The sequence below is a fragment of the Martinezella tropici genome (genome assembly GCF_008370325.1).
GTDB lineage: Bacteria > Pseudomonadota > Alphaproteobacteria > Rhizobiales > Rhizobiaceae > Rhizobium > Rhizobium tropici_B.
This window is the reverse complement of the sequence record NZ_VNIP01000011.1, coordinates 476,561-501,360: the sequence shown is the minus strand read 5'-3', so window position 1 is coordinate 501,360 and position 24,800 is coordinate 476,561. Positions and strand designations below refer to the sequence as shown.

24 protein-coding genes and 2 tRNA genes are annotated in these 24,800 nt (G+C 61.2%); 14 read left to right on the top strand and 12 right to left on the bottom strand.

Annotation, left to right across the window (positions count from 1 at the left end):
- Positions 1-11 precede the first annotated feature (11 nt).
- Positions 12-2,678 (top strand): pyruvate, phosphate dikinase, encoded by a 2,667-nt coding sequence (gene ppdK / locus FP026_RS23340; protein WP_149636960.1) that lies wholly within the window; start codon positions 12-14, stop codon positions 2,676-2,678.
- A gap of 11 nt (positions 2,679-2,689) precedes the next feature.
- Here the strand turns inward: ppdK and FP026_RS23335 are convergent, their stop codons facing one another.
- The gene (locus tag FP026_RS23335; protein ID WP_149636959.1) at positions 2,690-2,965 is read right to left on the bottom strand and encodes a hypothetical protein; all 276 of its coding nucleotides are present in this window, start codon (positions 2,963-2,965) and stop codon (positions 2,690-2,692) included.
- A gap of 90 nt (positions 2,966-3,055) precedes the next feature.
- Positions 3,056-3,472: a hypothetical protein gene (locus FP026_RS23330; protein ID WP_188112672.1), complete on the bottom strand. Its 417-nt coding sequence runs from the start codon at positions 3,470-3,472 to the stop codon at positions 3,056-3,058.
- A 241-nt stretch (positions 3,473-3,713) separates the two neighbouring features.
- Here FP026_RS23330 and FP026_RS23325 point away from each other — a divergent pair, with 241 nt between their 5' ends.
- Entirely contained in the window at positions 3,714-4,646 is a 933-nt protein-coding gene (locus FP026_RS23325) for a DUF1499 domain-containing protein (RefSeq protein WP_149636957.1), read from the top strand.
- A gap of 90 nt (positions 4,647-4,736) precedes the next feature.
- Here the strand turns inward: FP026_RS23325 and FP026_RS23320 are convergent, their stop codons facing one another.
- Positions 4,737-5,645 carry an MBL fold metallo-hydrolase gene (locus tag FP026_RS23320; RefSeq protein WP_149636956.1) on the bottom strand — a complete coding sequence of 303 codons (909 nt, stop codon included), beginning with the start codon at positions 5,643-5,645 and terminating at the stop codon, positions 4,737-4,739.
- Positions 5,642-5,944: a cupin domain-containing protein gene (locus tag FP026_RS23315; RefSeq protein ID WP_149636955.1), complete on the bottom strand. Its 303-nt coding sequence runs from the start codon at positions 5,942-5,944 to the stop codon at positions 5,642-5,644. Before FP026_RS23315 ends, FP026_RS23320 begins: the two co-directional genes overlap by 4 nt.
- A gap of 158 nt (positions 5,945-6,102) precedes the next feature.
- On the opposite strand from FP026_RS23315, the gene FP026_RS23310 reads away from it, so the two are divergent.
- The 3 genes from FP026_RS23310 (at position 6,103) to FP026_RS23300 (ending at position 9,128) form a co-directional block, all read left to right on the top strand.
- Positions 6,103-6,177: transfer RNA gene (locus FP026_RS23310), tRNA-Gln, on the top strand.
- Between the two features lie 159 nt (positions 6,178-6,336).
- Positions 6,337-7,410, top strand: a complete 1,074-nt coding sequence (locus FP026_RS23305) for a glycosyltransferase (protein WP_149636954.1) — start codon at positions 6,337-6,339, stop codon at positions 7,408-7,410.
- Positions 7,410-9,128, top strand: a complete 1,719-nt coding sequence (locus tag FP026_RS23300) for a hypothetical protein (protein WP_149636953.1) — start codon at positions 7,410-7,412, stop codon at positions 9,126-9,128. The genes FP026_RS23305 and FP026_RS23300 overlap by 1 nt, the downstream gene beginning before the upstream one ends.
- 170 nt (positions 9,129-9,298) lie before the next feature.
- Here FP026_RS23300 and FP026_RS23295 read toward each other — a convergent pair whose 3' ends face one another.
- Entirely contained in the window at positions 9,299-9,718 is a 420-nt protein-coding gene (locus FP026_RS23295; protein ID WP_149636952.1) for a hypothetical protein, read from the bottom strand.
- A 303-nt stretch (positions 9,719-10,021) separates the two neighbouring features.
- On the opposite strand from FP026_RS23295, the gene FP026_RS23290 reads away from it, so the two are divergent.
- The 6 genes from FP026_RS23290 to FP026_RS23265 all read left to right on the top strand — a co-directional run bounded on the left by FP026_RS23290 (position 10,022) and on the right by FP026_RS23265 (position 13,335).
- Positions 10,022-10,098, top strand: a tRNA-Pro gene (locus FP026_RS23290).
- A 430-nt stretch (positions 10,099-10,528) separates the two neighbouring features.
- Complete coding sequence (locus FP026_RS23285; protein ID WP_149636951.1) at positions 10,529-11,239, top strand: pentapeptide repeat-containing protein; 711 nt, start codon at positions 10,529-10,531, stop codon at positions 11,237-11,239.
- 32 nt (positions 11,240-11,271) lie between these two features.
- Positions 11,272-11,769: a GAF domain-containing protein gene (locus tag FP026_RS23280; RefSeq protein ID WP_149636950.1), complete on the top strand. Its 498-nt coding sequence runs from the start codon at positions 11,272-11,274 to the stop codon at positions 11,767-11,769.
- A 179-nt stretch (positions 11,770-11,948) separates the two neighbouring features.
- Entirely contained in the window at positions 11,949-12,398 is a 450-nt protein-coding gene (msrB, locus tag FP026_RS23275) for a peptide-methionine (R)-S-oxide reductase MsrB (protein WP_149636949.1), read from the top strand.
- Positions 12,395-12,922, top strand: a complete 528-nt coding sequence (gene msrA, locus FP026_RS23270) for a peptide-methionine (S)-S-oxide reductase MsrA (protein WP_149636948.1) — start codon at positions 12,395-12,397, stop codon at positions 12,920-12,922. The genes msrB and msrA overlap by 4 nt, the downstream gene beginning before the upstream one ends.
- Positions 12,922-13,335, top strand: coding sequence for a DUF6314 family protein (locus FP026_RS23265; RefSeq protein WP_149636947.1), 414 nt, complete (start codon positions 12,922-12,924; stop codon positions 13,333-13,335). The genes msrA and FP026_RS23265 overlap by 1 nt, the downstream gene beginning before the upstream one ends.
- 30 nt (positions 13,336-13,365) lie before the next feature.
- On the opposite strand, the gene FP026_RS23260 is transcribed toward FP026_RS23265, so the two are convergent.
- From FP026_RS23260 to FP026_RS23245, 4 genes are all read right to left on the bottom strand, one after another.
- On the bottom strand, positions 13,366-14,448 hold the full coding sequence (locus FP026_RS23260) for a 3-deoxy-7-phosphoheptulonate synthase (protein WP_188112659.1): 1,083 nt from the start codon (positions 14,446-14,448) through the stop codon (positions 13,366-13,368).
- A 418-nt stretch (positions 14,449-14,866) separates the two neighbouring features.
- Positions 14,867-15,928, bottom strand: a complete 1,062-nt coding sequence (locus FP026_RS23255) for a porin (protein WP_149636945.1) — start codon at positions 15,926-15,928, stop codon at positions 14,867-14,869.
- A 426-nt stretch (positions 15,929-16,354) separates the two neighbouring features.
- Positions 16,355-16,720, bottom strand: coding sequence for a hypothetical protein (locus tag FP026_RS23250; protein WP_246665412.1), 366 nt, complete (start codon positions 16,718-16,720; stop codon positions 16,355-16,357).
- Positions 16,721-16,942: 222 nt separating this feature from the next.
- On the bottom strand, positions 16,943-18,508 hold the full coding sequence (locus tag FP026_RS23245; RefSeq protein ID WP_149636944.1) for an MFS transporter: 1,566 nt from the start codon (positions 18,506-18,508) through the stop codon (positions 16,943-16,945).
- A 179-nt stretch (positions 18,509-18,687) separates the two neighbouring features.
- On the opposite strand from FP026_RS23245, the gene FP026_RS23240 reads away from it, so the two are divergent.
- Both FP026_RS23240 and hisC read left to right on the top strand, forming a co-directional pair.
- A complete protein-coding gene (locus FP026_RS23240; RefSeq protein WP_149636943.1) occupies positions 18,688-19,611 on the top strand; it encodes a LysR family transcriptional regulator in 924 nt (307 codons plus the stop codon).
- 171 nt (positions 19,612-19,782) lie between these two features.
- The gene (gene hisC, locus FP026_RS23235) at positions 19,783-20,841 is read left to right on the top strand and encodes a histidinol-phosphate transaminase (protein WP_149636942.1); all 1,059 of its coding nucleotides are present in this window, start codon (positions 19,783-19,785) and stop codon (positions 20,839-20,841) included.
- Positions 20,842-20,895: 54 nt separating this feature from the next.
- Here hisC and FP026_RS23230 read toward each other — a convergent pair whose 3' ends face one another.
- Positions 20,896-21,840 (bottom strand): threonine/serine dehydratase, encoded by a 945-nt coding sequence (locus FP026_RS23230; protein WP_149636941.1) that lies wholly within the window; start codon positions 21,838-21,840, stop codon positions 20,896-20,898.
- Positions 21,841-21,895: 55 nt separating this feature from the next.
- Between FP026_RS23230 and FP026_RS23225 the strand changes: the two genes are divergently transcribed.
- On the top strand, positions 21,896-22,195 hold the full coding sequence (locus FP026_RS23225) for an ArsR/SmtB family transcription factor (protein ID WP_149636940.1): 300 nt from the start codon (positions 21,896-21,898) through the stop codon (positions 22,193-22,195).
- Between the two features lie 95 nt (positions 22,196-22,290).
- Here FP026_RS23225 and cysN read toward each other — a convergent pair whose 3' ends face one another.
- Both cysN and cysD read right to left on the bottom strand, forming a co-directional pair.
- On the bottom strand, positions 22,291-23,781 hold the full coding sequence (gene cysN, locus FP026_RS23220) for a sulfate adenylyltransferase subunit CysN (protein WP_149636939.1): 1,491 nt from the start codon (positions 23,779-23,781) through the stop codon (positions 22,291-22,293).
- A gap of 1 nt (position 23,782) precedes the next feature.
- Positions 23,783-24,736 (bottom strand): sulfate adenylyltransferase subunit CysD, encoded by a 954-nt coding sequence (gene cysD / locus FP026_RS23215; protein WP_149636938.1) that lies wholly within the window; start codon positions 24,734-24,736, stop codon positions 23,783-23,785.
- Positions 24,737-24,800: the final 64 nt, after the last annotated feature.

The following is a 24,800-nucleotide window of genomic DNA, read 5'->3' as shown; positions in this document are numbered from 1 at the left end:
GGACGGAGACGATGACGAAGTGGGTCTATACATTCGGCGGCGGCAAGGCCGAGGGGGGCGCCGGCGACTTTGAACGGCTCGGCGGCAAGGGCGCCAATCTTGCTGAAATGTGCAATCTCGGCCTGCCGGTCCCGCCGGGGCTGACGATCGTCAGCGAGGTCTGCGCTTTCTATTACAAGAATGGTCGCAATATCCCCGATGAGCTGAAGCCGCAGGTCATGCAGGGCTTGCAGCGGATGGAGGCCATTACCGGGCGAAGGTTCGGCGATACCGCGCGGCCATTGCTGGTTTCCGTGCGTTCGGGCGGCCGGGCATCCATGCCGGGCATGATGGATACCGTCCTCAATCTCGGCCTCAACGATGCCACGGTGCAGGCACTCGGCCATGATGCCGGGGACGCCCGCTTCGCCTGGGACAGCTACCGCCGCTTCATCCAGATGTATGCCGATGTTGTCATGGGCCTCGACAACGAGGTCTTCGAAGAGATTCTGGAGGATGAGAAGGCGCGGTTCGGCCACGAGTTCGATACCGACCTGACCGCCGTCGAATGGCAGCATGTGGTTTCGATCTACAAGACCGTCATCGAGGAAGAATTGGGCGAAGCCTTCCCGCAGGAGCCGGAGGTTCAGCTCTGGGGCGCCGTCGGCGCCGTTTTTGCCAGCTGGATGAACGCCCGCGCCGTCACTTATCGGCAATTGCACAATATCCCTGAGGCCTGGGGAACCGCTGTCAATATTCAGGCGATGGTGTTCGGCAATCTCGGCAATTCCTCCGCCACCGGCGTCGCCTTCACCCGCAATCCCTCGACCGGCGAGAAGGAGCTTTACGGCGAGTTCCTCGTCAATGCGCAAGGGGAGGATGTCGTTGCCGGCATCCGTACGCCGCAGAGCATCACGGAAGTCGCCCGCATCGCCTCTGGCTATGAAAAGCCGTCGATGGAAAAGGTGATGCCCGAGGCTTTTGCCGAGTTTCGGAGCATCTGCTCGCAGCTGGAATCGCATTACCGCGAGGTCCAGGATCTGGAATTCACCATCGAACGTGGCAAGCTCTGGATGCTGCAGACCCGCAATGCCAAGCGCACCACCAAGGCGGCGATGAAGATCGCCGTCGACATGGTCGACGAGGGGCTTATCACGGAAGACGAAGCGGTTTCCCGCATCGAGCCGACGACGCTGGACCAGCTGCTGCACCCGACGATCGACCCGCGCGTCCACCGCGAGGTTATCGGTTCCGGTCTCCCTGCATCGCCTGGTGCGGCCACTGGCGAGATCGTCTTCACGGCCGAGGAGGCAATTATTGCGGAAGAGGAAGGCCGCAAAGCCATCCTCGTGCGCATCGAAACGAGCCCGGAAGACATTCACGGCATGCACGCCGCCGAGGCGATCCTCACCACCCGCGGCGGCATGACCAGCCATGCGGCGGTGGTTGCCCGCGGCATGGGCATTCCCTGCGTCGTCGGCGCCGGCACCATGCGTATCGACATGCGCAATGAAAAGCTGATCGGAATCGGTATCACCCTGAAGAAAGGCGATATCGTCACCATCGACGGATCCACCGGCCAGGTTCTGAAGGGCGAAGTGCCGATGATCCAGCCGGAACTGTCCGGTGATTTCGGTCGCATCATGGCCTGGGCCGACCGCTCGCGCCGCATGACTGTGCGCACCAATGCCGATACCCCGGCCGATGCACGCGCGGCCCGCTCCTTCGGCGCCGAGGGCATCGGCCTATGCCGCACTGAGCACATGTTCTTCGAAGGCGATCGCATCCATGTGATGCGCGAGATGATCCTCGCCGAAGACGAAAAGGGCCGCCGGGCCGCCCTTGCCAAGCTCATGCCGATGCAGCGCCTCGATTTCACCGGCCTGTTCACCATCATGCATGGCCTGCCGGTGACCATCCGCCTGCTCGATCCGCCGCTTCACGAGTTCCTGCCGAAAACGGATGAGGAGATCGCCGAGGTTGCCGGCATCATGGGCATGGAGCCGGCCAGCCTGCGCCAGCGCGTCGATGCGCTGCACGAGTTCAATCCCATGCTCGGCCATCGCGGCTGCCGGCTGGCGATTTCCTATCCGGAGATCGTCGAGATGCAGGCCCGCGCGATTTTCGAGGCGGCGGTCCTTGCCGCACGCGAGACGGGGGCTGCCGTCGTGCCCGAGATCATGGTGCCGCTGGTCGGCCTGCGTTCCGAACTCGATTACGTCAAGGCCCGCATCGATGAGGTGGCGCGCGCCGTCATGACGGAAGCCAGGATGAAGATCGATTATCTCGTCGGCACGATGATCGAGCTGCCGCGCGCGGCCTTGCGTGCCCATATCATCGCCGAGGCGGCCGAATTCTTCTCCTTCGGCACGAACGACCTGACCCAGACCACGTTCGGCATGTCGCGCGACGATGCCGCCGCCTTTATCCCGACCTACCAGCGCAAGGGCATCATCGAGCATGATCCCTTCATTTCGCTCGATTTCGATGGGGTAGGCGAACTCATTCGCATCGCTTCGGAACGCGGGCGCCGCACCCGCAACGACATGAAGCTCGGCATTTGCGGCGAGCATGGCGGCGATCCCGCTTCCATCCACTTCTGCGAGGATATCGGGCTGGACTACGTGTCCTGTTCCCCTTTCCGCGTGCCGATCGCACGGCTTGCGGCGGCGCAGGCGGCAATCAAAGGGCGAGCCTGATTTTCTTGAGGTCAGCGGCGCCAATGGCCACGGTGATATCCCGGGCCGCCGACCACGATTGTCGGCCCCCAGAAGAAATCATCGTTGCTTTCCATGAAGGCTCTTTGATCTGCCCGCCGGCTAAGATCTTGATTCATCAGGCAGTTGGCGAAATTCTCCGACCCGCGCCTGAAGCCATAGCCACCGCACCTCGCCTCGTCGGCCGCGCGGATTTCCTCGGCCGTCTGGCAGGAGGAAAGCACGAGCGTGATGGTGAGGAGGGAAAGGATGGAGGCGGCGATACGCATGACTTTGTGTCCTGAATGCTGATGTGCAGGCACGAATTATAGCGCCGCGCGGCATGGCGCGAAAGGCGTATTGGACCGTAGGCGGATCGCCTATGCGGCTTCCTTCGGCCTTGCCGGCAATCGTTGCAACAGATCGACGAAGGCATCGGCAAACTGCGAAATGTGCTCGGTTTCGTCATCCGGTTGCAGCAACCGGATTTCCGCGCCGTCTTCGTCCAGCGCGGCAAAGAGAGTGCGCATCGTCGCATCGCTTTCGGGAATACGGATGACCGCCAGCCTGCGGCAATCGGGGATCAACCCCGTAGCCGGAAGATCAAACAGGAAGTCACCACGCACCGCCGAAGCGGCGTTTCGCACAACCTCGCAGAAGCCAGGCTCTCCGCCGGAAAAACCTTCGAGCGAAAGCTCCAGTTCCAGGAGTTCCAGCGGCAGGATCGGATCGGCCGCGTCGCTCCCGGTAATGGCCGCTGCCGGCAACGGTTTGGTGGCGGCGTCTTGAGAAACTATCGGTTCCATCTCACCAAGTCCTTTCACAGCCTCGATAAAACGCCGAAGCATGGCCTTTTTTTGGAATTTAAGCAAGCGCTCACGTTTTTGGTCTAGGCGTTACTGATTTCAGCCCTGACGAAACATGCGGCGTTGATGTCGTGACATTCGATTTATTTTCGCCGTTTCTTGATCTAAACATAAGTCGCTTTCTGGGATTCGGTGCATCCGGCTTCCGATCCGACGCGCCGACGAGCCCTTGATGACCATCCGCTTCGACCGTCCTATTTCACATGCCGCCCGCGCCGCGCGTTTGATCGCTTCGTTTGCCCTGGTGCTCTGCGGCGTGACACTGATCGGCTATCGTTTTGGGCCGCTGGAAACGCCTTATTTCGTGTTGCTGCTGCTGATTTCGGCCAGCTGCGCCGTGCTTTCGGTGTTGCTGGCGCTGGTCGGCCTTGCCCAGCTTTGGCAGAACGCCGCCATCGGCGGCGTCTCCGCCGTCAAGGCGCTCGTCTATGCCGCTGTGCCGCTTGCCATTTTCGGTATCGGCGCCGAGCGCTACTGGAGCCGGCCGCCGATCTACGAGATTTCGACCGATCTCAACGAGCCGCCGGAATGGCTGGCAACGCCGGACGCCAGGCAGTTGTGGCTGCCGCCGCGCCATTTGGTGACCCAGCAGGAGCGCGAGGCGCAATTCGATGCCTATCCCGCTTTGATCAGCCGCCGCTACGAGGGTGCTGCCGACCGTGTGCTGGAGGCGGTGCGCAAGGTCGCGCATGACCGCCGCATCACCATCGTCAAGGCGGATGGCGCCGACGTGGCCGATCCGAACGGCAATGTGAAGCCGAAGCGCCGCGCCCGCCCGCAGACTGTCAATCCCGCGCAGAATGGCAGCGTCGTCGGCGACGTGCCCGATATCGTTCCCGTGCCGACGCCGCGCCCCTTCCGCGATGGCGTTGCGGAACTTATCCGCCAGAATACCGACGTCATCCTGCAGGGCGAAACCCGCACCCGCATCTTCGGCCTGCCGTGCGACGTGGTGATCCGCATTCGCGAGGAGGCGGAAACCACTCTGGTCGATATCCGCGTCGCCTCCCGCTACGGCCAGAACGATCTCGGCGTCAGCGCCGACCTGGCCGATGGCTATCTGAAGGCGCTGGATGCGGAATTGCTCGGCATCGCCGGAAGCTGAGGTTGCGACCCTCCTTCTCCCCGCTTGTGGCAGGGCAATCGCATCTAGCATTCAAACTTCGGAAATTGACGATAGTCCAACCATCTTGACTCAGATGGGACGATAGGCCCCGAAAAGCGCCGGCGGCCCATCGGTTTCCACCTGGCCTTTCTCGATCAGATCTTCCAGATGCGCCAGCACGGAAAGGGCGGCTGCGCCATGCAGGCGCGGGTCGGTATCGCGATAGATGGCCTTCACCATGTCCGGAATCAGCCGGTCGCCGGCCTTGATGCGCTCCAGCACGGCGCGCTCGCGCATGCGCCGGTGGGTCCGCAATCCTCGCATGAAGGAGGCGGGCTCCTTCACCGGGCCGCCATGACCGGGCAGGAACAGCCGGTCTTCCCGGGCAAGAAGCCTCTCCAGCGAGGCCATGTAATCGGCCATGGAGCCGTCGGGCGGCGCGACGATCGAGGTCGCCCAGGCCATGACATGATCGGCCGAAAAGACGATGCCGGTGCTGTCGAGCGCGAAGCAGGTGTGGTTGGCCGTATGGCCCGGCGTCAGCAGCGCCGTCATCTGCCAGCCGTCTCCGGAGACGCTTTCGCCGTCGCCGAGCACGATATCCGGCTGGAACTCCATGTCGGAGCTCTCGGCGAAGGGATTGACCTCGCCTTGATGGAGCGGTCGCGCGGCGCGATGCGGCCCTTCGCCGACGGTCAGCGCGCCCGTCGCCTCCTTCAGCCGCTTGGCAAGCGGCGAGTGATCGCGATGGGTGTGGCTGACAAAGATATGCGTGACTTCGCGCCCCTCGAGCGCCGCCAGCAGGGCAGCGAAATGCGCCTCATTCTCCGGACCGGGGTCAATGATCGCCACGGAAGAGCCGCCGACGATATAGCTGTTGGTGCCGTGAAACGTGAAGGCGCTGGGATTATTGACTGTCATCCGCTCGATGCCGGGCGCAACCGGTACGGCGCGGCCATAGGCAGGTTCGAAGGCGAGGTCGAAGTCGGGCGTACTCATGATTGCTTGTATTCGATTTCGATGAATGACATCGGCTCGGAGCCGGCATTGACGACATTGTGCTCGACACCGGCCTCGCGCCGATAGGCGGCACCCTTGGCGATATCGACCTGCCTGATGCCATTGGGCTCCTCCAGCAGAAACCGGCAATCGGTCATCGGCACTACGACATAGCCGAGGTCATGGACATGATGCCCGGTATCGGCGCCGGGCTCAAAATCCCAGCGCGTGATGCGGCAGACGGCATCGTCGAGAAGCACGGTGGACACGGCCGGCGGGCGGGCGCGAAACTGGCTCATCGGATCTCCTCATGCGCAATGCAGTGCAGCAAGACCTATCATAGCCGCCCGAAAAGCACACAGAAATATGCGTCCGCGCATCACTTAGTCATTGTAGCGGCAAGCGACCTTTGCTAATCAGACGCCGATTTGGCTGGTATAACCGCCATTTCCTCTGTTGGGGCGTCGCCAAGCGGTAAGGCACCGGTTTTTGGTACCGGCATTCCCAGGTTCGAATCCTGGCGCCCCAGCCACATATTTTCTAATATTCTAAATGGCTGCGGCGATAGACTTTGCAGTGTCAGAGATATTGTCTGAGAAAATTTCCGTCGTAAGCCGCGTTATTCCCCCACTTAAATATTGTTTGACCATTTTCCTCCACTGTAGTCGCCATCACTTCGATACAGGCGATCATGAACCACGCTCCCCAGGAACTGCTGCTTTCCATCGTTGCCCCCTGCCACAATGAGGAGGAGGGGCTTGGCGAGTTTTGCCGGCGGGCGGTGGCGACGGCGCGGGGGATTGCCGGTGAGGCCTTTGAGATCATTCTGGTGGATGACGGGTCCACTGACGGCACCTGGGAGGTGATCGCCGCGCTCACGGCGGAGACGCCGCAGGTGCTCGGCGTGCGGCTGATGCGCAATCACGGTCATCAGCTTGCCGCGACCGCCGGTCTTGCCGCCTCGCGCGGCGAGCGGGTGCTATTGATCGATGCCGATCTGCAGGATCCGCCGGAACTGTTGCTCATGATGATGCCGATCATGGATCGCGGCGCGGATGTCGTCTATGGCCAGCGCGTGCGCCGGCAAGGAGAGAGCTGGTTCAAGCTCGCCTCGGCTTCGTTCTTCTATCGGCTGCTGTCGCGGCTCGCCTCGGTGGCGATCCCGCGCGATGTCGGTGATTTCAGGCTGATGCGGCGCCGTGTCGTCGATATCCTGCTGGCAATGCCGGAGCGGGATCGCTTTATCCGCGGCATGGTGAGCTGGATCGGCGGCAAGCAGGTGGCGTTGCCCTATGAGCGCGATGCACGCTTTGCCGGCACGACCAAATATCCGCTGCGCAAGATGATCAATTTCGCGCTCGATGCCATCACCAGCTTTTCCACCGTGCCCTTGCGCATCAGCACCTGGCTCGGCCTTGCCAGCGCCGGCTGCGCGGCCTTGCTGCTCGTCTATACGCTCATCCGCTGGTTTGCAGGCGAGACCATCGTCGGCTGGTCGAGCATCATGGCAGCGATCACCGCCTTCAGCGCCATCCAGCTCATCTGCATCGGCATTATCGGCGAATATGTCGGTCGCCTGGTGCAGGAGAACAAGCGGCGGCCGATGTTCATGATCGAAAGCCTGCTGCAGGGCGGCCGCTCGCTCGAAATCCCCAGCGACTTTTCCGATCTGGACGCGGTCGGCAAACGGCGTGCGCTCGAGGAGGCTTTGAACGGCTCCGGCGGAATGGTTGACAGCGCGGAGCAGGTGAGGGCAATCCGCTGATGCCGCAACCATCCGCGAGTGCACCGTCACCGGAAGATGCGGCGGTTTCCCCGAGCGTACACGAAACAGCTGATACGGGTGCCGCCGTCAGGCAGAAGCCGGGTCTTGCGACTTCAGTCTTTGTGATCCTCGTCGCGATTTTCGTCGCCGTCTTCAAGTTTCCGCCGATCCTCGATTATCCCAACCACTATGCCCGCATGTGGCTGCTCGCCGGCGGCATCGACACGCCGCCGTTTCACGAGATCTATGCGCTCGACTGGAACAGGACGTTTACCAATGTCGGCATCGATCTCGCCGCTTATTGGCTGGGGCCGCTGATCGGCGTTTCGCTGCTGGCGCGCAGCCTTCTTTTCCTGGCGATCGTCCTGCCGCCGCTCGGTGCGATTGCCCTGCACCGGCGCCTGCACGGCGGCGGCTATTACTGGCAGATCGGCATATTGTATTTCGCCTGGTGCGCGACGCTGATCGGCGGCTTCATCAATTTTCAGATCGGGCTCGGCATGGCGCTGCTTTTTGCAAGCGCCGATCACGCCCTGCAATCGCGCAATCCGGCTGTGGTGTTCGCTTGGCGACTAATCGCCGGCCTGCTGCTGACGGTCATGCATATCTTTTCGCTGGGCTTCTACATGGCGCTCGTCTGCGGTCTCGAATTCTCACCGACGACGGCGGCCTTGCGATCGCCTGGGGCCTTCCTGCGCCTGTGCGGCAGGCTTCTGATCGCGATGCTCGCCTGCACCCTGCCGGCGATTTGCCTGTTCTTCTATCAGCCAGTCTTGCCCGATGGCGGCGGCGGTCTGGATGCATCCTGGAACGATTCCGTCGTTCTGATCCTGGCCAACCTCATGTCGGCGCTGTGGAGCTATGCGCTGCTGGCCGACATGCTGCTCTTGATCCCGCTGATCCTTGTGTGCACCTATGCGGTGCGCACGCGCCGTCTGACCATCCATGCCGGCATGGCGATTGCGGCCGCCGGTCTGCTGCTTCTGTCCTGCGTTGCGCCGCGTCATATGCTCGGCACTGGCTGGATCAGCTGGCGTTTCCCCATCATGGCGGCGCTTGCGGCCATGGTGATGATCTGCCCCTTGCCGCGCCTGCCGCGTCGTCAGGCTTTGATCGTTATGCTCGTGCTCTCCACAGTCGTGCTCGGCCGAACCGCCTGGATCGGCTTCAACTGGTGGCAGGGGGATGCCGATGCCGCCGCCGTTCGCACAGTGCTTGCGGCCGTGCCCGAAGGCGCGGCCATCCTGCCGGTCATGCGGCAGCCGAACGAGCACGGCGTTGCGGATCATCGTTATTTCGCCTGGAACCAGGATACGATCCGGCATCTGCCGACGCTTGCCGTCCCTGACGCCCATGCCTTCGTGCCGACTGTGTTCACCGCCAAGGGCAAGCAGCCGTTGACGGTCTTGCCGCCCTGGAGCGGCATCGCCGTGCCGGAAGGCAATCTGTTCTCCATGGGCCTGCTGGATTGTCCCGATGAAATCAGGGCTGTCAGCGGCATCGCGCCCTATCTCAATGATTGGCGGCGGCACTTCGATTTCATTCTGCTCGTCAATGCGGATGTCGAGGATCGCTTCGGCGGTGCCGTGCCGCAAGGCGTCAGCCTTGTCACCGAAACGCCCTTTGCGAAGCTCTATGTCATCGACAAGGCCTTCATGCCGGCGGCCGATGCACCGCCGCCGAAAAGCTGCGCAGACATCGCGGCCGCTAATGGCTGAGACCTGCAAACGAACGGGCGACCTTTGCAGGCCGCCCGCTGGCATCGTCTCGTGATGAAGCCTTACAGCGCCGCGCGTCTTTCAAGACGCGCCAAGGGCGCTGTAACGCTTTGAAATACTGCATAGTTTTTCCTTAAATCGGTTCCGATTCAAGGAATTATGCAGGAGCCTCAGCTTTCCGCTGCTTCTGCCTTTTCCGGCGGAGCCAGAAGTTCGGCGCAATAGGACGAGCCGTTGACACCCGGCTGGTCGCCGAGAATTTTGACCGAGCGGATTTCGTAGCTCTGGTTGGTGACGATGTCGGCCTTGCAGCTGAGAGAGCGCTTGCCGGCCTTCTTGCCGTCCTTGTTGACGATGGTGACGTTCTTGTAGCCGCCGCGCCAGGTGTAGACGCGGCTGCCGCCTTCGTCACGGTCGGAGAGCGGCGGGCCATAGGCCGCGAAGAAACGGCCTGCGGATTGGCCCTGCCAGCGATCCTGAACGGGGTTCTTCGCGAGCAGCGGCAGGGCTGATGTCGTTGTCGTCGTCGTTGTGCTGCAACCGGCCAGCGCCAGCAACAGTCCAGCCGCGGTAATCATGCGGATATTCATCGTGTCGTCCTTGAGCTTCTGTCACGCATTCGGTCGCGGAAAAGCCGCTGTCCCACGGCATTTTCCATCTGTCCCGCCTAGGGCTTTAGCGCCAAAGCCGGCAAAAGAAAATTCCCATCCGCGTGTACAAGCGGGATTTTACTTGATCTGTTGCGTCTTTTGCACGCCGGCACTTTCGCCCCCGGCTTCCTGCCGATTTTCTAGGCAGACGCGGCTGTAATTTTTTCGTCAAAAATCAAAAGGTTTTTTGAGATTGGTGCTTGTGCATCAAAAAGGGCTGGTCTATAGAAGCGCCGCTGGTCACGGAGTGTAGCGCAGTCTGGTAGCGCACCACGTTCGGGACGTGGGGGTCGAGTGTTCGAATCACTCCACTCCGACCAGCTTAAAACACTGATGTTCCTCCCGAAAAATCTCCCTCGAAATGTGACCTGAGATCCTGTCCGAAGAGCGGGCGGCTATCGCCTGATGTGCGCTTGCCTGTTCTGTTCCGCTCATGGTGGCTTGAAAATCGCCTCATCTTCAGAGGTCGGATGGCAGGCTTGGAGCCTGGACGCATGTCTCCGCCAGCATCACGGCTTAACATCAAACCACGCATCAGGCCTGCTTTTACAAAACCGGCTCTTTCTGTCGCCCGAAGCACTATATAGAAGGGAGAGGGACGTGCATCCGACTCGAGAAAGAGTTCGGCTAGCGGTGCTGAAGCGGAGTGACGGAATGGATCTTGTTGACGGGGCGGCCCGGGCGGCCGGGGAGAAATTTGCTGGTACGCAAAGGCGCCGTGCTGCGTGCTCGGGCGCCATGGGGCGGAGAATGGGGATAGTCACAGGCCTCGGCGTGTTGGCGCTGAGCGCGGTGTTTCTCCTCGGCTCCAGCACCAATGCGCTGCGTGCCGCCGAGTGCGGCAATATCGCAGCACCCGGCCTCGACTGGAGCGGATGCAGCAAGACCAACATCATGCTGCCAAGCAGTGATCTGCATGGCGCCAACCTCGCAGGCGCCCATTTCGACAGCACCGATTTGAGCGATGCCAACCTGGCCTCCGCCAATCTCGAGAAGGCGACGCTGGTCCGCGCTTGGCTGAAGAATGCCAAGGCCGATGGCGCGAACTTCGCCAAGATCGAAGCCTATCGCTCCGATTTTACCAGTGCCTCCGCCAATGGCGCTTCCTTTGCCAATGCCGAATTGCAGCGAGCCGAATTTGCCGGTGCGCAGCTCAGCAATGCCGATTTTCAAAAGGCCGAGCTCGGCCGCGCCGATTTCGACAAGGCCGTGCTGACGGGCGCCAATTTCTCCTTCGCCAATTTATCCCGGGCGACGCTGAACGGCGCAGTGATGGACGGCGCGACCTCCTTCAGCGGAGCCTTCATGTATCTCACCCGCATCGAGGGGCTCGATCTGTCGAAGACAAGTGGCTTGCAGCAGGCGCAGATCAATCTGGCCTGCGGGGACAATACGACCATATTGCCCTCCTGGTTGAAGGCGCCGTCCAGCTGGCCTTGCCCGCCGGACGAGAAGGACTGACATCTCTCCAAAATCTTCGAAAGGTCAGGCCCATGTTCGTGGAAAAAGCGATCCAAAATGACAGCAAGCCCGAATTTTATCGCGAGCTTGCCGATCAGCTGAAAGCCTTGCTGGAAGGCGAGCAGGATTCGATTGCCAATGCCGCCAATACCTCCGCGCTGATCTTCCAGATGCTGCCTGATCTCAACTGGGCAGGCTTCTATTTCCTGCGGCAGGCAAATGAACTTGTGCTCGGACCATTCCAGGGCAAGCCGGCTTGCGTGCGCATTGCCGTCGGCCGCGGCGTTTGCGGAACGGCGGTCGAGAAGGCCCGGTCGATCCTCGTCGAGGATGTGCACGCCTTTCCCGGTCACATCGCTTGCGATGCCGCCTCGCGATCGGAGCTGGTCGTGCCGCTCTTCCGCGATGGAAGAGTCTTCGGCGTCATCGATCTCGACAGCCCGCTTCCAGGCCGCTTCGACGAAGACGATCAGGCCGGCATCGAGGCACTTGCTGCGATTTATGCCGCTTCATGCACAGGGAATGGCTGAGGCGCCGGAAGGGCAGGGCGTCACGCAGTCGTGATCGATATGGCAAACCGATCGCGTGATGCCTATATTGGCTTCGCAAACACTCCCTTAGCGCTGATCGAGCTTCATCCGGCCTTCTCGTGTCCCCTGGTGGACCCGGCCCAGCTCGGAATGCGTGCCGAGGGACATGGAGAACAACAATGGGCAAATACAGCAAGACGGCAGAGGCCATAGCCAAGCTTACCCCTGAACAATATCGTGTGACGCAGCAAAGCGGCACGGAACGTCCCGGTTCCGGCGAGCATCTCTACAACAAGCAGTCGGGCATCTATGTCGATATCGTCTCCGGCGAGCCGCTTTTTGCCTCTGCGGATAAATTCGATTCCGGCTGCGGCTGGCCGAGCTTTACCAAGCCGATCGAACCCGCCAATGTCAGCGAATTGACGGACATGTCGCATGGCATGGCGCGCGTCGAAGTGCGCTCGGCCAATGGCGACAGCCATCTTGGCCATGTTTTTCCGGACGGGCCGATCGATCGCGGCGGCCTGCGCTACTGCATCAATTCGGCTTCCCTCCGCTTCGTTCCGCGTGACCGGATGGAAGCCGAGGGCTATGGTGCCTATATCGATCAAGTGGAGGATGTAAGATGACAACGGAACGTGCAGTTCTCGCCGGCGGTTGCTTCTGGGGCATGCAAGACCTCATCCGCCGTTACAACGGCGTCATCTCGACGCGCGTCGGGTATAGCGGCGGCGATGTCCGCAACGCCACTTACCGCAATCACGGCACCCATGCCGAGGCGATCGAGATCGTTTTCGATCCGGAGAAGATCAGCTATCGCGATCTGCTGGAATTCTTTTTCCAGATCCACGACCCGAGCACGCGCAACCGCCAGGGCAACGATGTCGGCTTGAGCTACCGCTCGGCGATCTTCTACACCAGCGAAGAGCAGAAGCGGGTCGCGCTTGATACGATCGCCGATGTCGACGCTTCCGGTCTGTGGCCCGGCAAGGTCGTCACCGAGGTCGTACCGGTCGGCGACTTCTGGGAGGCCGAGCCGGAGCACCAGGATTATCTGGAGCGCTATCCGAACGGTTATACGTGCCATTTCGTCCGGCCAGGCTGGAAGTTGCCGCGCCGGCAGGCGGATGCAGCGCAGCGCGCGGCCTCCTGATGAAAGGATCGGCCGGCATTGGCCGGCTGAGCCCCTTCCTCGGCACATGGGAGGTGAAGCGGCGGATCATCGACCGCTTCAACCGCTCCCTGATTGCATTCGAGGGGCAGGCGTTCGTGACGCCTGTCCAGTTCGAAGAACACGGCGATACGCGAAGCGAGCAAGCAACGCTGAGAAGCAGTCGCACCTATCGGCTCGAGGAAGCAGAGCACGATCTGGTCGTGCGTTTCCCCAATCTTTCGGAATTCATTCGCATCGATGAGGGCGCGTCGCAACGCGTCACCCATCATTGCGGCCCCGATCTTTACCGGGGCCGACTCTTCTTTCGCTCGCTCGATGCGTGGGCCGAGATGTGGCATGTGCGCGGGCCCAGAAAACACTATCTGAGCCTCGCGCACTACCGACGTATTTGACCGAACCGGTCTCCGGAACGGGAGACAGCGCTACCGCGCTTGGCGCCGTGCCTGAGCGGCCTTTGCCAGATCTTCCAGCGTACGGACCGAGGTCGGCCAATCGATGCAGCCATCGGTGATGCTCTGGCCATAGACCAGCGGCTTGCCGGGCACGAGGTCCTGGCGGCCGGCAACGAGATTGCTCTCCATCATCATGCCTTTGATCCGCCGGTCGCCGGCTGCGACCTGCTCCGCGACTGACGTGACGACGAGCGGCTGGTTTTCCGGATTCTTGCTGCTGTTGGCGTGGCTTGCGTCGATGATGATGCGCGGCTCGAGCCCCACCTTGAGGGACTGTTCCGCCGTCGACTGCACGCTCGCTGCGTCATAATTGGGCTCTCTGCCGCCGCGCAGGATGATGTGGCAATCCTCATTACCGCGCGTCGAGGCGATCGCGGCAAGGCCTTCCTTGGTCACCGCAGGGAAGTGATGCGGCTGCGATGCGGCAACGATCGCGTCGAGCGCAATGCGTACGTCGCCATTCGTGCCGTTCTTGAAGCCGACGGGGCAGGAGAGGCCCGATGCCAGCTGCCGGTGCACCTGGCTCTCGGTCGTCCTCGCGCCGATCGCACCCCAGCTCACCAGGTCGGAAATATATTGCGGCGTGATCGTATCGAGATATTCGCAGCCTGCCGGCAGGCCGATCTCGTTGACATCGAACAGCAATTTGCGGGCGATGCGCAGGCCTTCCTCGATGCGGTAGCTGCCGTCGAGATGCGGATCATTGATCAGGCCCTTCCATCCCACGGTGGTGCGCGGCTTTTCGAAATAGACGCGCATGATGATTTCGAGATCGTCTGAGAAGCGATCCCGCTGTTCCTTGAGGAGTGCCGCATATTCGTGGGCAGCAGCCGGATCATGGATCGAGCAGGGGCCGATGACGACGATCAGCCGATCGTCTTCGTCGCGCAGGATATTGTGAACGGCATCGCGCGCCCCAGTGACGGTCGCCGTCACCGCCTCGTCGCGGGGGATTTCGTCAATGATCCGAGAGGGCGGCGTCAGCGCCGTGATCTCGACAATGCGCAAGTCATCGGTGGAATTCAACACGGTATCGTTTCCTTTAAGGGTCATACCGTGGCGACAAAAAAAGCCGCCAGGTAGACTAGCGGCTGTTCGGGTCTTTGCTGTCGTGTCTTTTCTAACTACGCACAGGCCCGCCTCCGCTGAGAGCAGCGGTACGAATAAAATCGCGAGGCATATGCATGAGCGAACGACATGCGTTGTCTCTACGATAAAAAATGCTGGATGTCGATGCGTTGACGATAGGGAAATTCGGGCAATTGGCGGCGCGGTTATTCGCTCGACAATCGGTGCGCCCGCGCGCCGCCAGACTTCTGGCCAGCATGAACGCGGCATTGCGGTGGCCGAAGCACGCCATCCGCAAAATGAATCGACCCCTTCTCGGGAAGACCGGCCCAACTTCGCTGGAAGTCGGGCCAATCCCCATCCGATCAGGGGTCAAGTCAGATCAGATCTCAGTAAAGCGGTCTTAGAAGCTACGCTGGAAGCGCAGGACGCCAGCCCACTGGTCCTGATTGATGGAGTCCCAGTTGGTGTAGGATACTTCCGGCGTGATCTGGAGGTTCTTGACCGGGTTCCACTTGACGTTCGCGGTGGCTGCGAAGATCTTCGAGTCGGTGTAGGCAACCTGAGCGTTAGCCTGCAGCTTTTCGTTGATCGGAACGGTGAAGCCGCCCCAGACAGCCCAGTCGCCCCAGCCGATACCCTTGGCAGCGCCGCCGCCGTTGGCGTTTGCGTACTTGTTCAGCTTGTCGCCATCGGTGTTCCAGCCGCCCATCAAGAAGGCCTTGAAGACGCCGAAGTCGGCATCGACGCGAGCCTTGACAGCGCCTTCTTCGACGATGGAGTCATAACCACCGACGATCTTGAAGCCGAAGTTGCCAGCCTTGTAACCAGCACCGGCAACGACGTCCGGGGCGTAGTGGTTGTGGCTGTCTTCGCCGTTGACGCCCGTAGCGCCAGCGCCGGAGTTGGTGTCTTCAACCGAGATCACAGCCGTGAAGCCGTTGCCGGCGTCGTAGTTGTAGGTCAACTGGTTGAGTTCGTACGGACCGTCATTGACCACGTCGTCGTTGATGACGCCGCCAGCGTAGCCGATGTACGAGTTATACTGGGAGTCAGCTTTACCGACCAGGAAACCGCCGAGGCTGATGTTGGCGAACAGCAGCTTCGTGGTGGTCGCGCCGCCATCCTGCCAGTCGAAGCGGATGACCGTGTTGGTCTTCAGCGGGCCGTATTCGGTGTCGGTCGCGGTGTCGAGGCTCAGATGAGCGCGCGTGTGCCAGAGAGTGCCGAAATGAGTGCTCGGGTTGTAGGCATCGTACCACTTGCCTTCGGTACGGACATAACCGCCGATCTTGAGGCAGGTTTCCGTGCCCGGGATGAAGAAGTAGCCAGCGCCATATGCGTCGCAGATGCGGACGTATTCGAGCGGTTCCGGCTCGGCAGCAACGATAGCGTCGGCTGCCTGAGCGCCAGAAACTACTGCCAGGGCAGCAGCGGAGCCGAGAAGAAGGCTCTTGATGTTCATAAAAACTCCAATCCAATATAGATTGGGCATAGGCTATCGCGCCGAAAAATCGACGTGCCTTTCCCTATCCCTGTTTAAAAACCCCGACTCGGGAGAAACGGGCCCCACCCGCTTCTGGCTCCTAATAGAGACGAATTCCGATAAAGTTATATGATATATTTTTTTCAAAATGCCTTTTCCGTGATTTTTAAATTTCAGTTGCAGGAAAGCCACATTTGCAAATACAAATAGTAAGTCACGCATAATATTGGCTGCGCAATAGTCATTCCTAGGTATGAAGTGACCGTCATCTCCATTTCAGTCTTCTTGCTGAGACTGTGAGATGAAATCAGACGACCGCGGTTGGCGGCCATTTTGCGCTTCGGCCGCAGCCGTTATACTCAACCAACGGCAGAAGTCGCTCCGTCGCAAGAATGACTGGTTGTTTCAGTAGGATGCAGGCCGCTTCGAGGTGGAAACGATCAGCTTGCTGAGGGCCGAGCCGATCATGATGCCCCAGAGCCCGCTAGTCATCCCGACGATGATATCGAACGTCGAGCCATAATTGCCGCTCGCCACGAAATGCGACACGGAAAGCGCAAGCACGCTGCCGATCATCAGAAGGCAGGTGAAGGAGGGGGATTGCGGGTAGGCGAGGCGGGCAAGCATGCCCGCTATACACAGAGCGCCGGCACGAAAGATATCGAACGGATTGCCAAATGTGGCCTGCCAATTGAAATGCGCAAGGGTTACGCCGATGAGCGCCGCTAGGTAGGTCCAGGCAATAGTTTTCAAAAACCGGTCTGATATCATGGGGATATCATATAGCAGCAGCGCATATGAACGCCAGCCTCGTGCCGTTCGGCCGATTGTCCGAGTGCCGGTTCGACGCGCACATTTTATGTGGTGGCGAAACATAATGTTGCGTCGCGCCAAGGTTTTCGGCCTCTTTCGGCCTTTGATTTGCCGTCTTGCTATGCCGCGATCGCTGGCCGGATCGCCGGGGCCGAAGCCCCGGCCGGTCGCCGGCGTGGTCTAAGCTTTCGATGTACGAAGCGTCGTTTCCTCCTCTTGCAGTTGATCCGCATCTTCAGCGGTTACGGTCGACGACGCCCGGCCCAGGAAGGAAAAGACGACGATTGCCGTGATCGCGGTAATGGCCGTCAGAAGCCAGAGCAGTGTGCTGAAGGCGTGGCCATAGCCTTGAATGAGCGCTTCATGCCCGATCGCCGGCATGTTCGAAGCTGCCGCAGCCAGATTGCCGGTGACGAGCTGTTGCGCCGCGGCCGATGCATGCTCTGCCGCCGGTGTTCCGAGCTTTGACTGGATAAGAGCTGAGAGAACGGCGCTGACGACCGCAAGCGCCACACCTTCGCCGGCGACACGGGTGGTGCTGAAGATGCCGGTTGCCATGCCGGCACGCTCCTTGGGAACGACGCTGACGGCAAGCCCATCCATCAGCCCCCAGGGCAGGCTGATGCCGATGCCGATCGTCAGCAGCGGGGCGATGAGCGCGGAAGGAGCTGAAGAACCCGCGGTGAAATGGCTGAGCCAGAAGAGGCCCGTCGCCGAGATGACAAGGCCGGTGCCGCAGATCGTCGCCGGGCTGAACCAGCGGGTCAGAAAGCCGGCGGCGATCGGTAGGATGAGCAGCGGCGCCGACAGTGCAACCATCATCCGCCCGGCGGCGATCTCGCTCATGCCCTCGATGCCGACGAAGCGCACGGGCAAAAGGATCAGCAGCACGACGAAGGCATAGGCGGGTGCCGCCGCCAGCAGCTGCACGCCGACGAAGCGCGGATAGCGAAACAGGCTGAGATCCAGCATGGGCCGCTTTACGATGCGCTCGATGATGCCAAAAGCGAGAAAGAGCAGTGCGGCGCCGACCAGCAGGGTGATGACGAGCGGATCGCTCCAGCCGGTTTCGGGTGCACGCAATACGCCATAGGTGAACAGCGTCAAGGCAAGGGTGAAGCTCAGCGCACCGGGCCAATCCAGTCCCGCCGCATCAGGATCGCGGGACTCGCGCAGGAAATAGGCGCCGAGTCCGAGGGCGAGCAGCGCTAGAGCAACCACCAGAACGAAGATCGATGGCCAGCCGAAGGCATCGATCATCAGGCCGGAGGCGATCGGCCCGAAGGCGAGGCCGACGCCAAAGCTGGAGCCGACGATGCTGAAGGCGCGCATGCGCGCCGCACCGTCGAATTCCTGCGCGAGCGACGCCATGCCGCCGGAGAAGGCTGCTGCCGCGCCAAGGCCCTGCAGCGCCCGCAATATGTCGAACCAGACGATGTTGCCGGCGAGCGCCAGTCCGGCTGAGAACAGCGCGAAGCAGGCGACGCCGGTCAGAAAGATGCGGCGTCGGCCAAAACTGTCCGCCAGCGCACCTGACGCCATCAGGCAGCTGCCGAAGGTCAGCATGAAGGCATTGGTGACCCAGTTGAGCGCGATCGGGCTGCCGCCGAGCGTTCGGCTGATGGCCGGCAAGGCGACGGCCGGGCCGGTGAATGTGAGCGGCATCGCCGCCGCAGCGCAGCAGACGGCGACGAGCACGAAGAATTTCTCGGTCGCATTTGCGGCCTTTGTCTGAGGTGAAGTCATCGGATTACCGTTGGGTTTGAGCAAGGAGAAGGCCGCGGGCAATGCTGGGAGTGATACCGGCCGAAAGGGCCGCCCACGGACTTGAAACGACCCAGACAGGATAATTTTGCTGCAATTGGATGATAATAGCGCTATGGCTCCATATATACCGGAATAAACCTCTCGAATGGGATGTGCCTATGGATCGCTTGAGCGGGTTGACGGCCTTCGTTCGCACGGCGGATCTCGGCAGTTTCGCGGCAGCCGGGCGGGTCCTCGGCCTTTCTGCGTCAGCCGTCGGCAAGGCGGTCAGCAATCTGGAACGCCAGCTCGGCGTTCGGCTGCTGCAGCGCTCCACGCGCAGCATCCGGCTGACCGAGGAGGGACGTCTCTTCCATGAACGCTGCCGGCGCGTCCTTGACGATCTCGACGATGCGCAGGCTTCGCTTGCTCAAGCGGTGGCCGTGCCGCGCGGTCGGCTGCGCGTTAGCGTGCCGATCGTCAGCTATCATTTCCTGCTGCCCGTCGTGCCGGAATTCGTCTCCCGTTACCCCGAAGTCGAACTCGACATCGATTTCAACGACCGCATCGTCGACATGATCGAGGAAGGGGTGGATGTCGCGATCCGTAGCGGCGACCTGCCCGATTCGCGGCTGATATCGCGCACCTTGCGGCCGTTTCAGATGCTGCTCTGCGCCGCGCCCGCCTATCTCGAACGCTTCGGCATTCCCGATTGCCCGCGCACGCTCAATGAGCATTTGGCCGTCAGGTTTCGCTTTCCCAACAGCGGCAAACTGCAGGATTGGCCGCTGACCATGCCGGAAGGCGAGCCGGAACTGCGCATGCGAACAGCTTTTGCCTGCAATAATATGGAGGCGGTGCGCGGCGCGACGGTTGCCGGCCTCGGTATCGGCTGCATGCCCGATTTCCTGGTGCGCAGCACGCTCGCAGAAGGAAAGCTCAGAACCGTTCTCGATGATTTCATCGATGAGCCCGGCCATTTCCATCTGCTCTGGCCGTCCAATCGCCACATGTCGCCCAAGGTCCGCGTCCTCGTCGATTTCCTGAGCGAGCGGCTGTTCGCAAAGAGCTGCGATGTTTTGCCGGCGACGGCTGCTGTTTGAAAAAGAGGCCCGGCAGCCGGTTTGAAACCTGCATGCCGGCCAGGCAGTATATTTTTCCGAATTGCCTTCGAAACGGTTGTCGGCGGAATTCGATTTTGCGACGGTAGAGATCTTACATTCTAATTTGCCGTGCCGATCCGGAATCGGTGGCAACCAAAGTTGGAAACCACGATGAGCCGTTTCTGGAGTCCCGTTGTTCATTCCTTGACCCCCTACGTCGCCGGCGAGCAGCCGACGACAGGCGGCATGATCAAGCTGAACACCAATGAAAGCCCTTACGGACCTTCGCCGCTCGCGCTGGAAGCAATTTCGAAGGCGGCGTCCGACACGCTTCGGCTCTATCCCGATCCAACGGCGCGGGAGTTACGCACCGTGATCGCCGAGAGCTTCGGGATCGACAAGGATGAGGTCTTCGTCGGCAACGGATCGGACGAGGTTCTGGCTCATACGTTCCAGGCGCTCCTCAACCATGAAGAGCCTCTGCTTTTCCCCGACATCAGCTACAGCTTCTATCCAACTTATTGCCGCCTCTATGGAATTACGTTCCGGCAGGTTCCGGTTGACGACGAGATGCGGATACGCCTTGACGATTATCGCCAGCCCTGCGGCGCGATCATCCTGCCCAATCCGAATGCTCCAACAGGAACCGGCCTGCCTTTGTCTGGTATCGAAGCGCTTCTCCGGGAGCATCCCGACCAGGTTGTCGTCATCGATGAAGCCTATGTCGACTTTGGTGGCGAGAGCGCCGTTCCGCTTGTCGGGACCTATCCGAACCTGCTTGTCATCCAGACATTGTCGAAGTCCCGAGGGCTCGCCGGCTTGCGCGTCGGCTTCGCTGTCGGGCAGAGACCGCTGATCGAGGCTTTGGAAAGGGTGAAGGACAGCTTCAATTCCTATCCACTCGACCGGCTCGCCTTGGCGGGCGCCGTGGCCGCCTGGAAAGATCGGGACTGGTTCGAACGCCATCGTGTTATGATCATTGCCAGCCGCGAGCGCTTGGCCGTCGGGCTCAAGGAACTCGGCTTCCACGTCCTTCCGTCATCCACCAATTTCCTGTTCGCGCGGCATCCGAGCCGTCCGGGTGCCGATCTGGCGGCGGAACTGCGGAGCAGGGGCATTTTGATAAGGCGCTTTTCCGCGGAACGCATCACCGACTTCCTGCGCATCAGCATCGGCACCGATGGCGAGTGCGATCGCCTTCTGTCGGCGCTCGGCGAAATATTGCAGTGATCTGAAGCCCGGCCCCGAAGCTCCGAGGCCGGCCGCCAACGGCTCGAAACTGCTTCAATCAAATCGAACCGCGGTCGTGTTGGCACCGCAAAGCAGCACGGCCACACGCTCGTCCGGAGCCGGAACATATTTGCCGGCAAGCAGCGCGGCAAAAGCCGTCGCGCCGCCAGGTTCGGCGACGATCCGGAGCCTGTTCCATAAAGCCTGCAGTGCCTGGCGGATCTCGTCGTCGGATACCAGTACCGAGCGCTGCGCATAGGCCCGGGCGAGCGGGAACATCAATTCGCCGACGCGTTTCGGCGCCAGCGAATCGGCGGCGATGCTGCCTGCGGGAGCATCGACCGGGTGCCCTGCCTCGAAGGCTTGCCAGAGTGTCGGCGCGCCTTCCGGCTCGACGGCAACGACCCGGACGCGGCCCTGAAACCAGGCAGCGATCCCACCAATCAGTCCGCCGCCACCGACCGCGACCAGCAGCGTATCGATATCAGGAATATCCGCCTCGATCTCGAGCCCGATCGTTCCTTGCCCCAGCAAGGTTTCGGGCTGATCGTAGGCGTGAATGGCCATGGCGCCGCGTTCCTCGACCCATTGCTGGCTGGCAGCAAGCGCATCGGCATAACGCTCTCCGCCGATGACGAGATCGGCACCGTAGCCACGGATGCGCTCTGCCTTGGCCGGCGAGGTCACGCTCGGCACGAAGATCGTCGCGGGAATGCCGAGCCGCATTGCGGCATAGGCGACCGCTGCGCCATGATTGCCGCCAGATGCCGCAACGACACCTGCTGCCGGCACCTCTCTGCCGAGCAGGCTGGAAAAGGCGCCGCGCGCCTTGAACGAGCCGGAATGCTGCAGATATTCGAGCTTGAAATCCAGCGGTCCCGGGGCAAGGCCGAAATCCGCCAGGTCCGTACGCAGAACGGGCGTGCGCCGGATATGTGGTCGGATCCGTTTTTCGGTTTCTGCAATGCGCTCGGGTGTGATCGTTGTGTCGGGAAGCATGAGCATCTCGCGGACAGAAGTTGACAATCACTTTGTTACTTAGCAAACTGACGAAATGCAAGAGGTCGATCTCATCAAGGCTTTGGCGAACGAACGCCGTATTAGCATCCTTCGATGGCTGAAGGATCCCCGTGCCCATTTCGCGCCGCAGATCGATGGCGATCTGGTGGAGGATGGCGTCTGCGCGCTCCTCATTGCCGAGAAACTGGAAATTTCACAGGCGACGTTGAGTGAGCACATGCGCATTCTGGTGCAAGCCGGACTGGTGCGGCCGAGGCGCATCAAGCAATGGATCTTCTACAAACGCGACGAGGCTCGCATGGCAACGCTGGCAGCCGTTGTCGCGAGCCTCTAACCGTATCACCACGCCGCCGCTCTGATAGACGTCTCCAAATGAAAGAGGCGGCGGAGCCGAGCCCGCCGCCTTCTATTCTTTAGATGCAATAGCGATCAGATGTCGCTTGCGGCATTCGTCCAGATTTCCGCGGCCTGCGCTGCAGTCACGCGGCGTACATCCGTTTCATCGCGACGGCTTGCGAAGAGTTCGCTTGCCATGATCTGCTCGGCGAGATCGGCCGGCAGAGACAGGAGAACGCGCTGGCCTTCCTTGTGAATGCCGCCAACGTCGGAACGTCTGCCGGTGATCATGCCGCCCGCAACCGTGTTGTTGCTTTCGGGATCGACCAGGATGAAGGAGCCGGTCGAGCGGTTCTGCTCATAGGGGTCGAAGATGGCGCTCTCGTCGAAGGTCAGGCGAACCTTGCCGATCGCGTTCATCCAAAGCGCCTGCGCCGGCGCCCATGCGCCCGTTTTGAGTTCGAGCTGGGCGATCGGCTGAACCTGTACACGCTGGCGGCGGCTGCCGCTCTTCAGCCAGTAACGCTTGCCAGGCTCGATGCCCTCAGGCTGCAGCGCGACGATCTGGGCGTCGAAGGAGAGGCCTGTCTGCGGCTGGCTGTCGATGGCGACGATCATGTCACCGCGCGATACGTCCACCTGGCGATCGAGAACGAGGGTGATGGCATCGCCGGCAACCGCCGCGTTGCGCACAAGATCGAAGGTGACGATCTTCGAGACATTGGCAACCATTCCCGACGGCAGGATCATGACGCTGTCGCCCGGCTTCACCGAGCCGCCGGCAACCGTGCCCTGATAGCCGCGGAAGCTTTCGCCGGGGCGGGAGACACGCTGCACCGAAAGGCGGAAGCCCACCGTCTGGGCCGAGCGAACGGTCGCCAGTTCCAGCGTTTCGACCAGCGTCGGGCCAGTGTACCACGGCATGGCCGCCTGGCCGGAATAGACGACGTTTTCGCCCTTCAGGGCCGACATCGGAATGGCGGTGATCTGCTTGACGCCGAGCGAAAGGGCGAATTCGCGGAATTCGTTCGAAATCTTTTCGAAGCCGGCGCGATCGTAATTCGTCAGGTCGATCTTGTTGATGGCGAGCACGAACTGCTTGATGCCGAGCAGCGAGGCGATCGTCGCATGCCGGCGGGTCTGTTCGAGGATGCCCATGCGCGCATCGACCAAAAGTACGGCGAGATCGGCGGTCGAAGCGCCGGTTGCCATGTTGCGGGTATATTGCTCGTGGCCGGGCGTGTCGGCGACGATGAAAGAGCGCTTGTCTGTCGAGAAATAGCGATAGGCGACATCGATGGTGATGCCCTGTTCGCGCTCGGCCTGAAGACCGTCGAGCAGAAGTGCGAAGTCGGGCAGGCCGAGATCGTTCTGCTTGCCGGTGGAATCGCGCTGCAGCGTGGCGGCCTGGTCTTCCTTGACCGCCTTGGTATCCCAGAGAAGACGGCCGATCAGCGTCGACTTGCCGTCATCGACGCTGCCGCAGGTGATCAGGCGAAGGGGGCGCGAGTCGCGAAGGGCCTTGACCGGTTCTGCGGCAGGCCCAACGGCGGGCATAGTGACGACGTTGGCGTTTACGGTCATCTCAGAAATATCCTTCGCGCTTCTTCTTTTCCATGGAGCCGGACTGGTCGCGGTCGATGGCGCGGCCCTGTCGTTCGGAAACCGTGGCGATTTCCAGCTCTGCAATAATCTCTTCAAGTGTGACGGCAGTGGAGCGGATGGCCCCCGTCAGCGGGAAGCAGCCGAGCGTGCGGAAGCGGATGAGCTCCTCGCGCTTGGCCTCGCCCGGCAGCAGTTCCAGCCGCGGATCGTCCGCCATGATCATCATGCCATCGCGCTCGACGATCGGGCGCTTCGCGGCGAAATAGAGCGGCACGATCGGAATATCCTCGGCCTGGATGTAGCGCCAGATATCGACTTCGGTCCAGTTGGAGAGCGGGAAAACGCGAACGCTTTCGCCCTTGCGGATCTGGCCGTTATAGATGTTCCAGAGTTCCGGGCGCTGGTTGCGCGGATCCCAGCGGTGGTCCGGCGTGCGGAATGAATAGATACGCTCCTTGGCACGCGAGGCTTCCTCGTCGCGGCGCGCGCCGCCGAAAGCGGCGTCATACTGGCCGGCATCGAGCGCCTGGCGCAGCGCTTCCGTCTTCATGATATCGGTATAGCGAGCCGAGCCATGGGTGAAGGGCGTAACATTCTCCGCCTTACCGCGCGGATTGATGTGCTCGATCAGATCGAGATCGTACTTCTTCACGATCTCGTCGCGGAAGGCGATCATCTCGGCGAATTTCCAGCCGGTGTTCACATGCAAGAGCGGGAAGGGGACGCGGCCGGGATAAAAGGCCTTGCGGGCCAGATGCAGCAGCACCGACGAATCCTTGCCGATCGAATAGAGCATGACCGGGCGTTCGAATTCGGCCGCAACCTCGCGGAAGATATGGATCGCCTCGTTCTCCAGCGCCTTCAGATGCGGATCGAGCGGCGGCTTGATGCTTTGCGGATTGGAAATTTCCGTATCCGGACGGCTATCGGGCATGATGACTCCAGAACTTTCAAATGTGCCGGCCAGAATATGGGCCGGAAAGGATGGATGCTTTGGC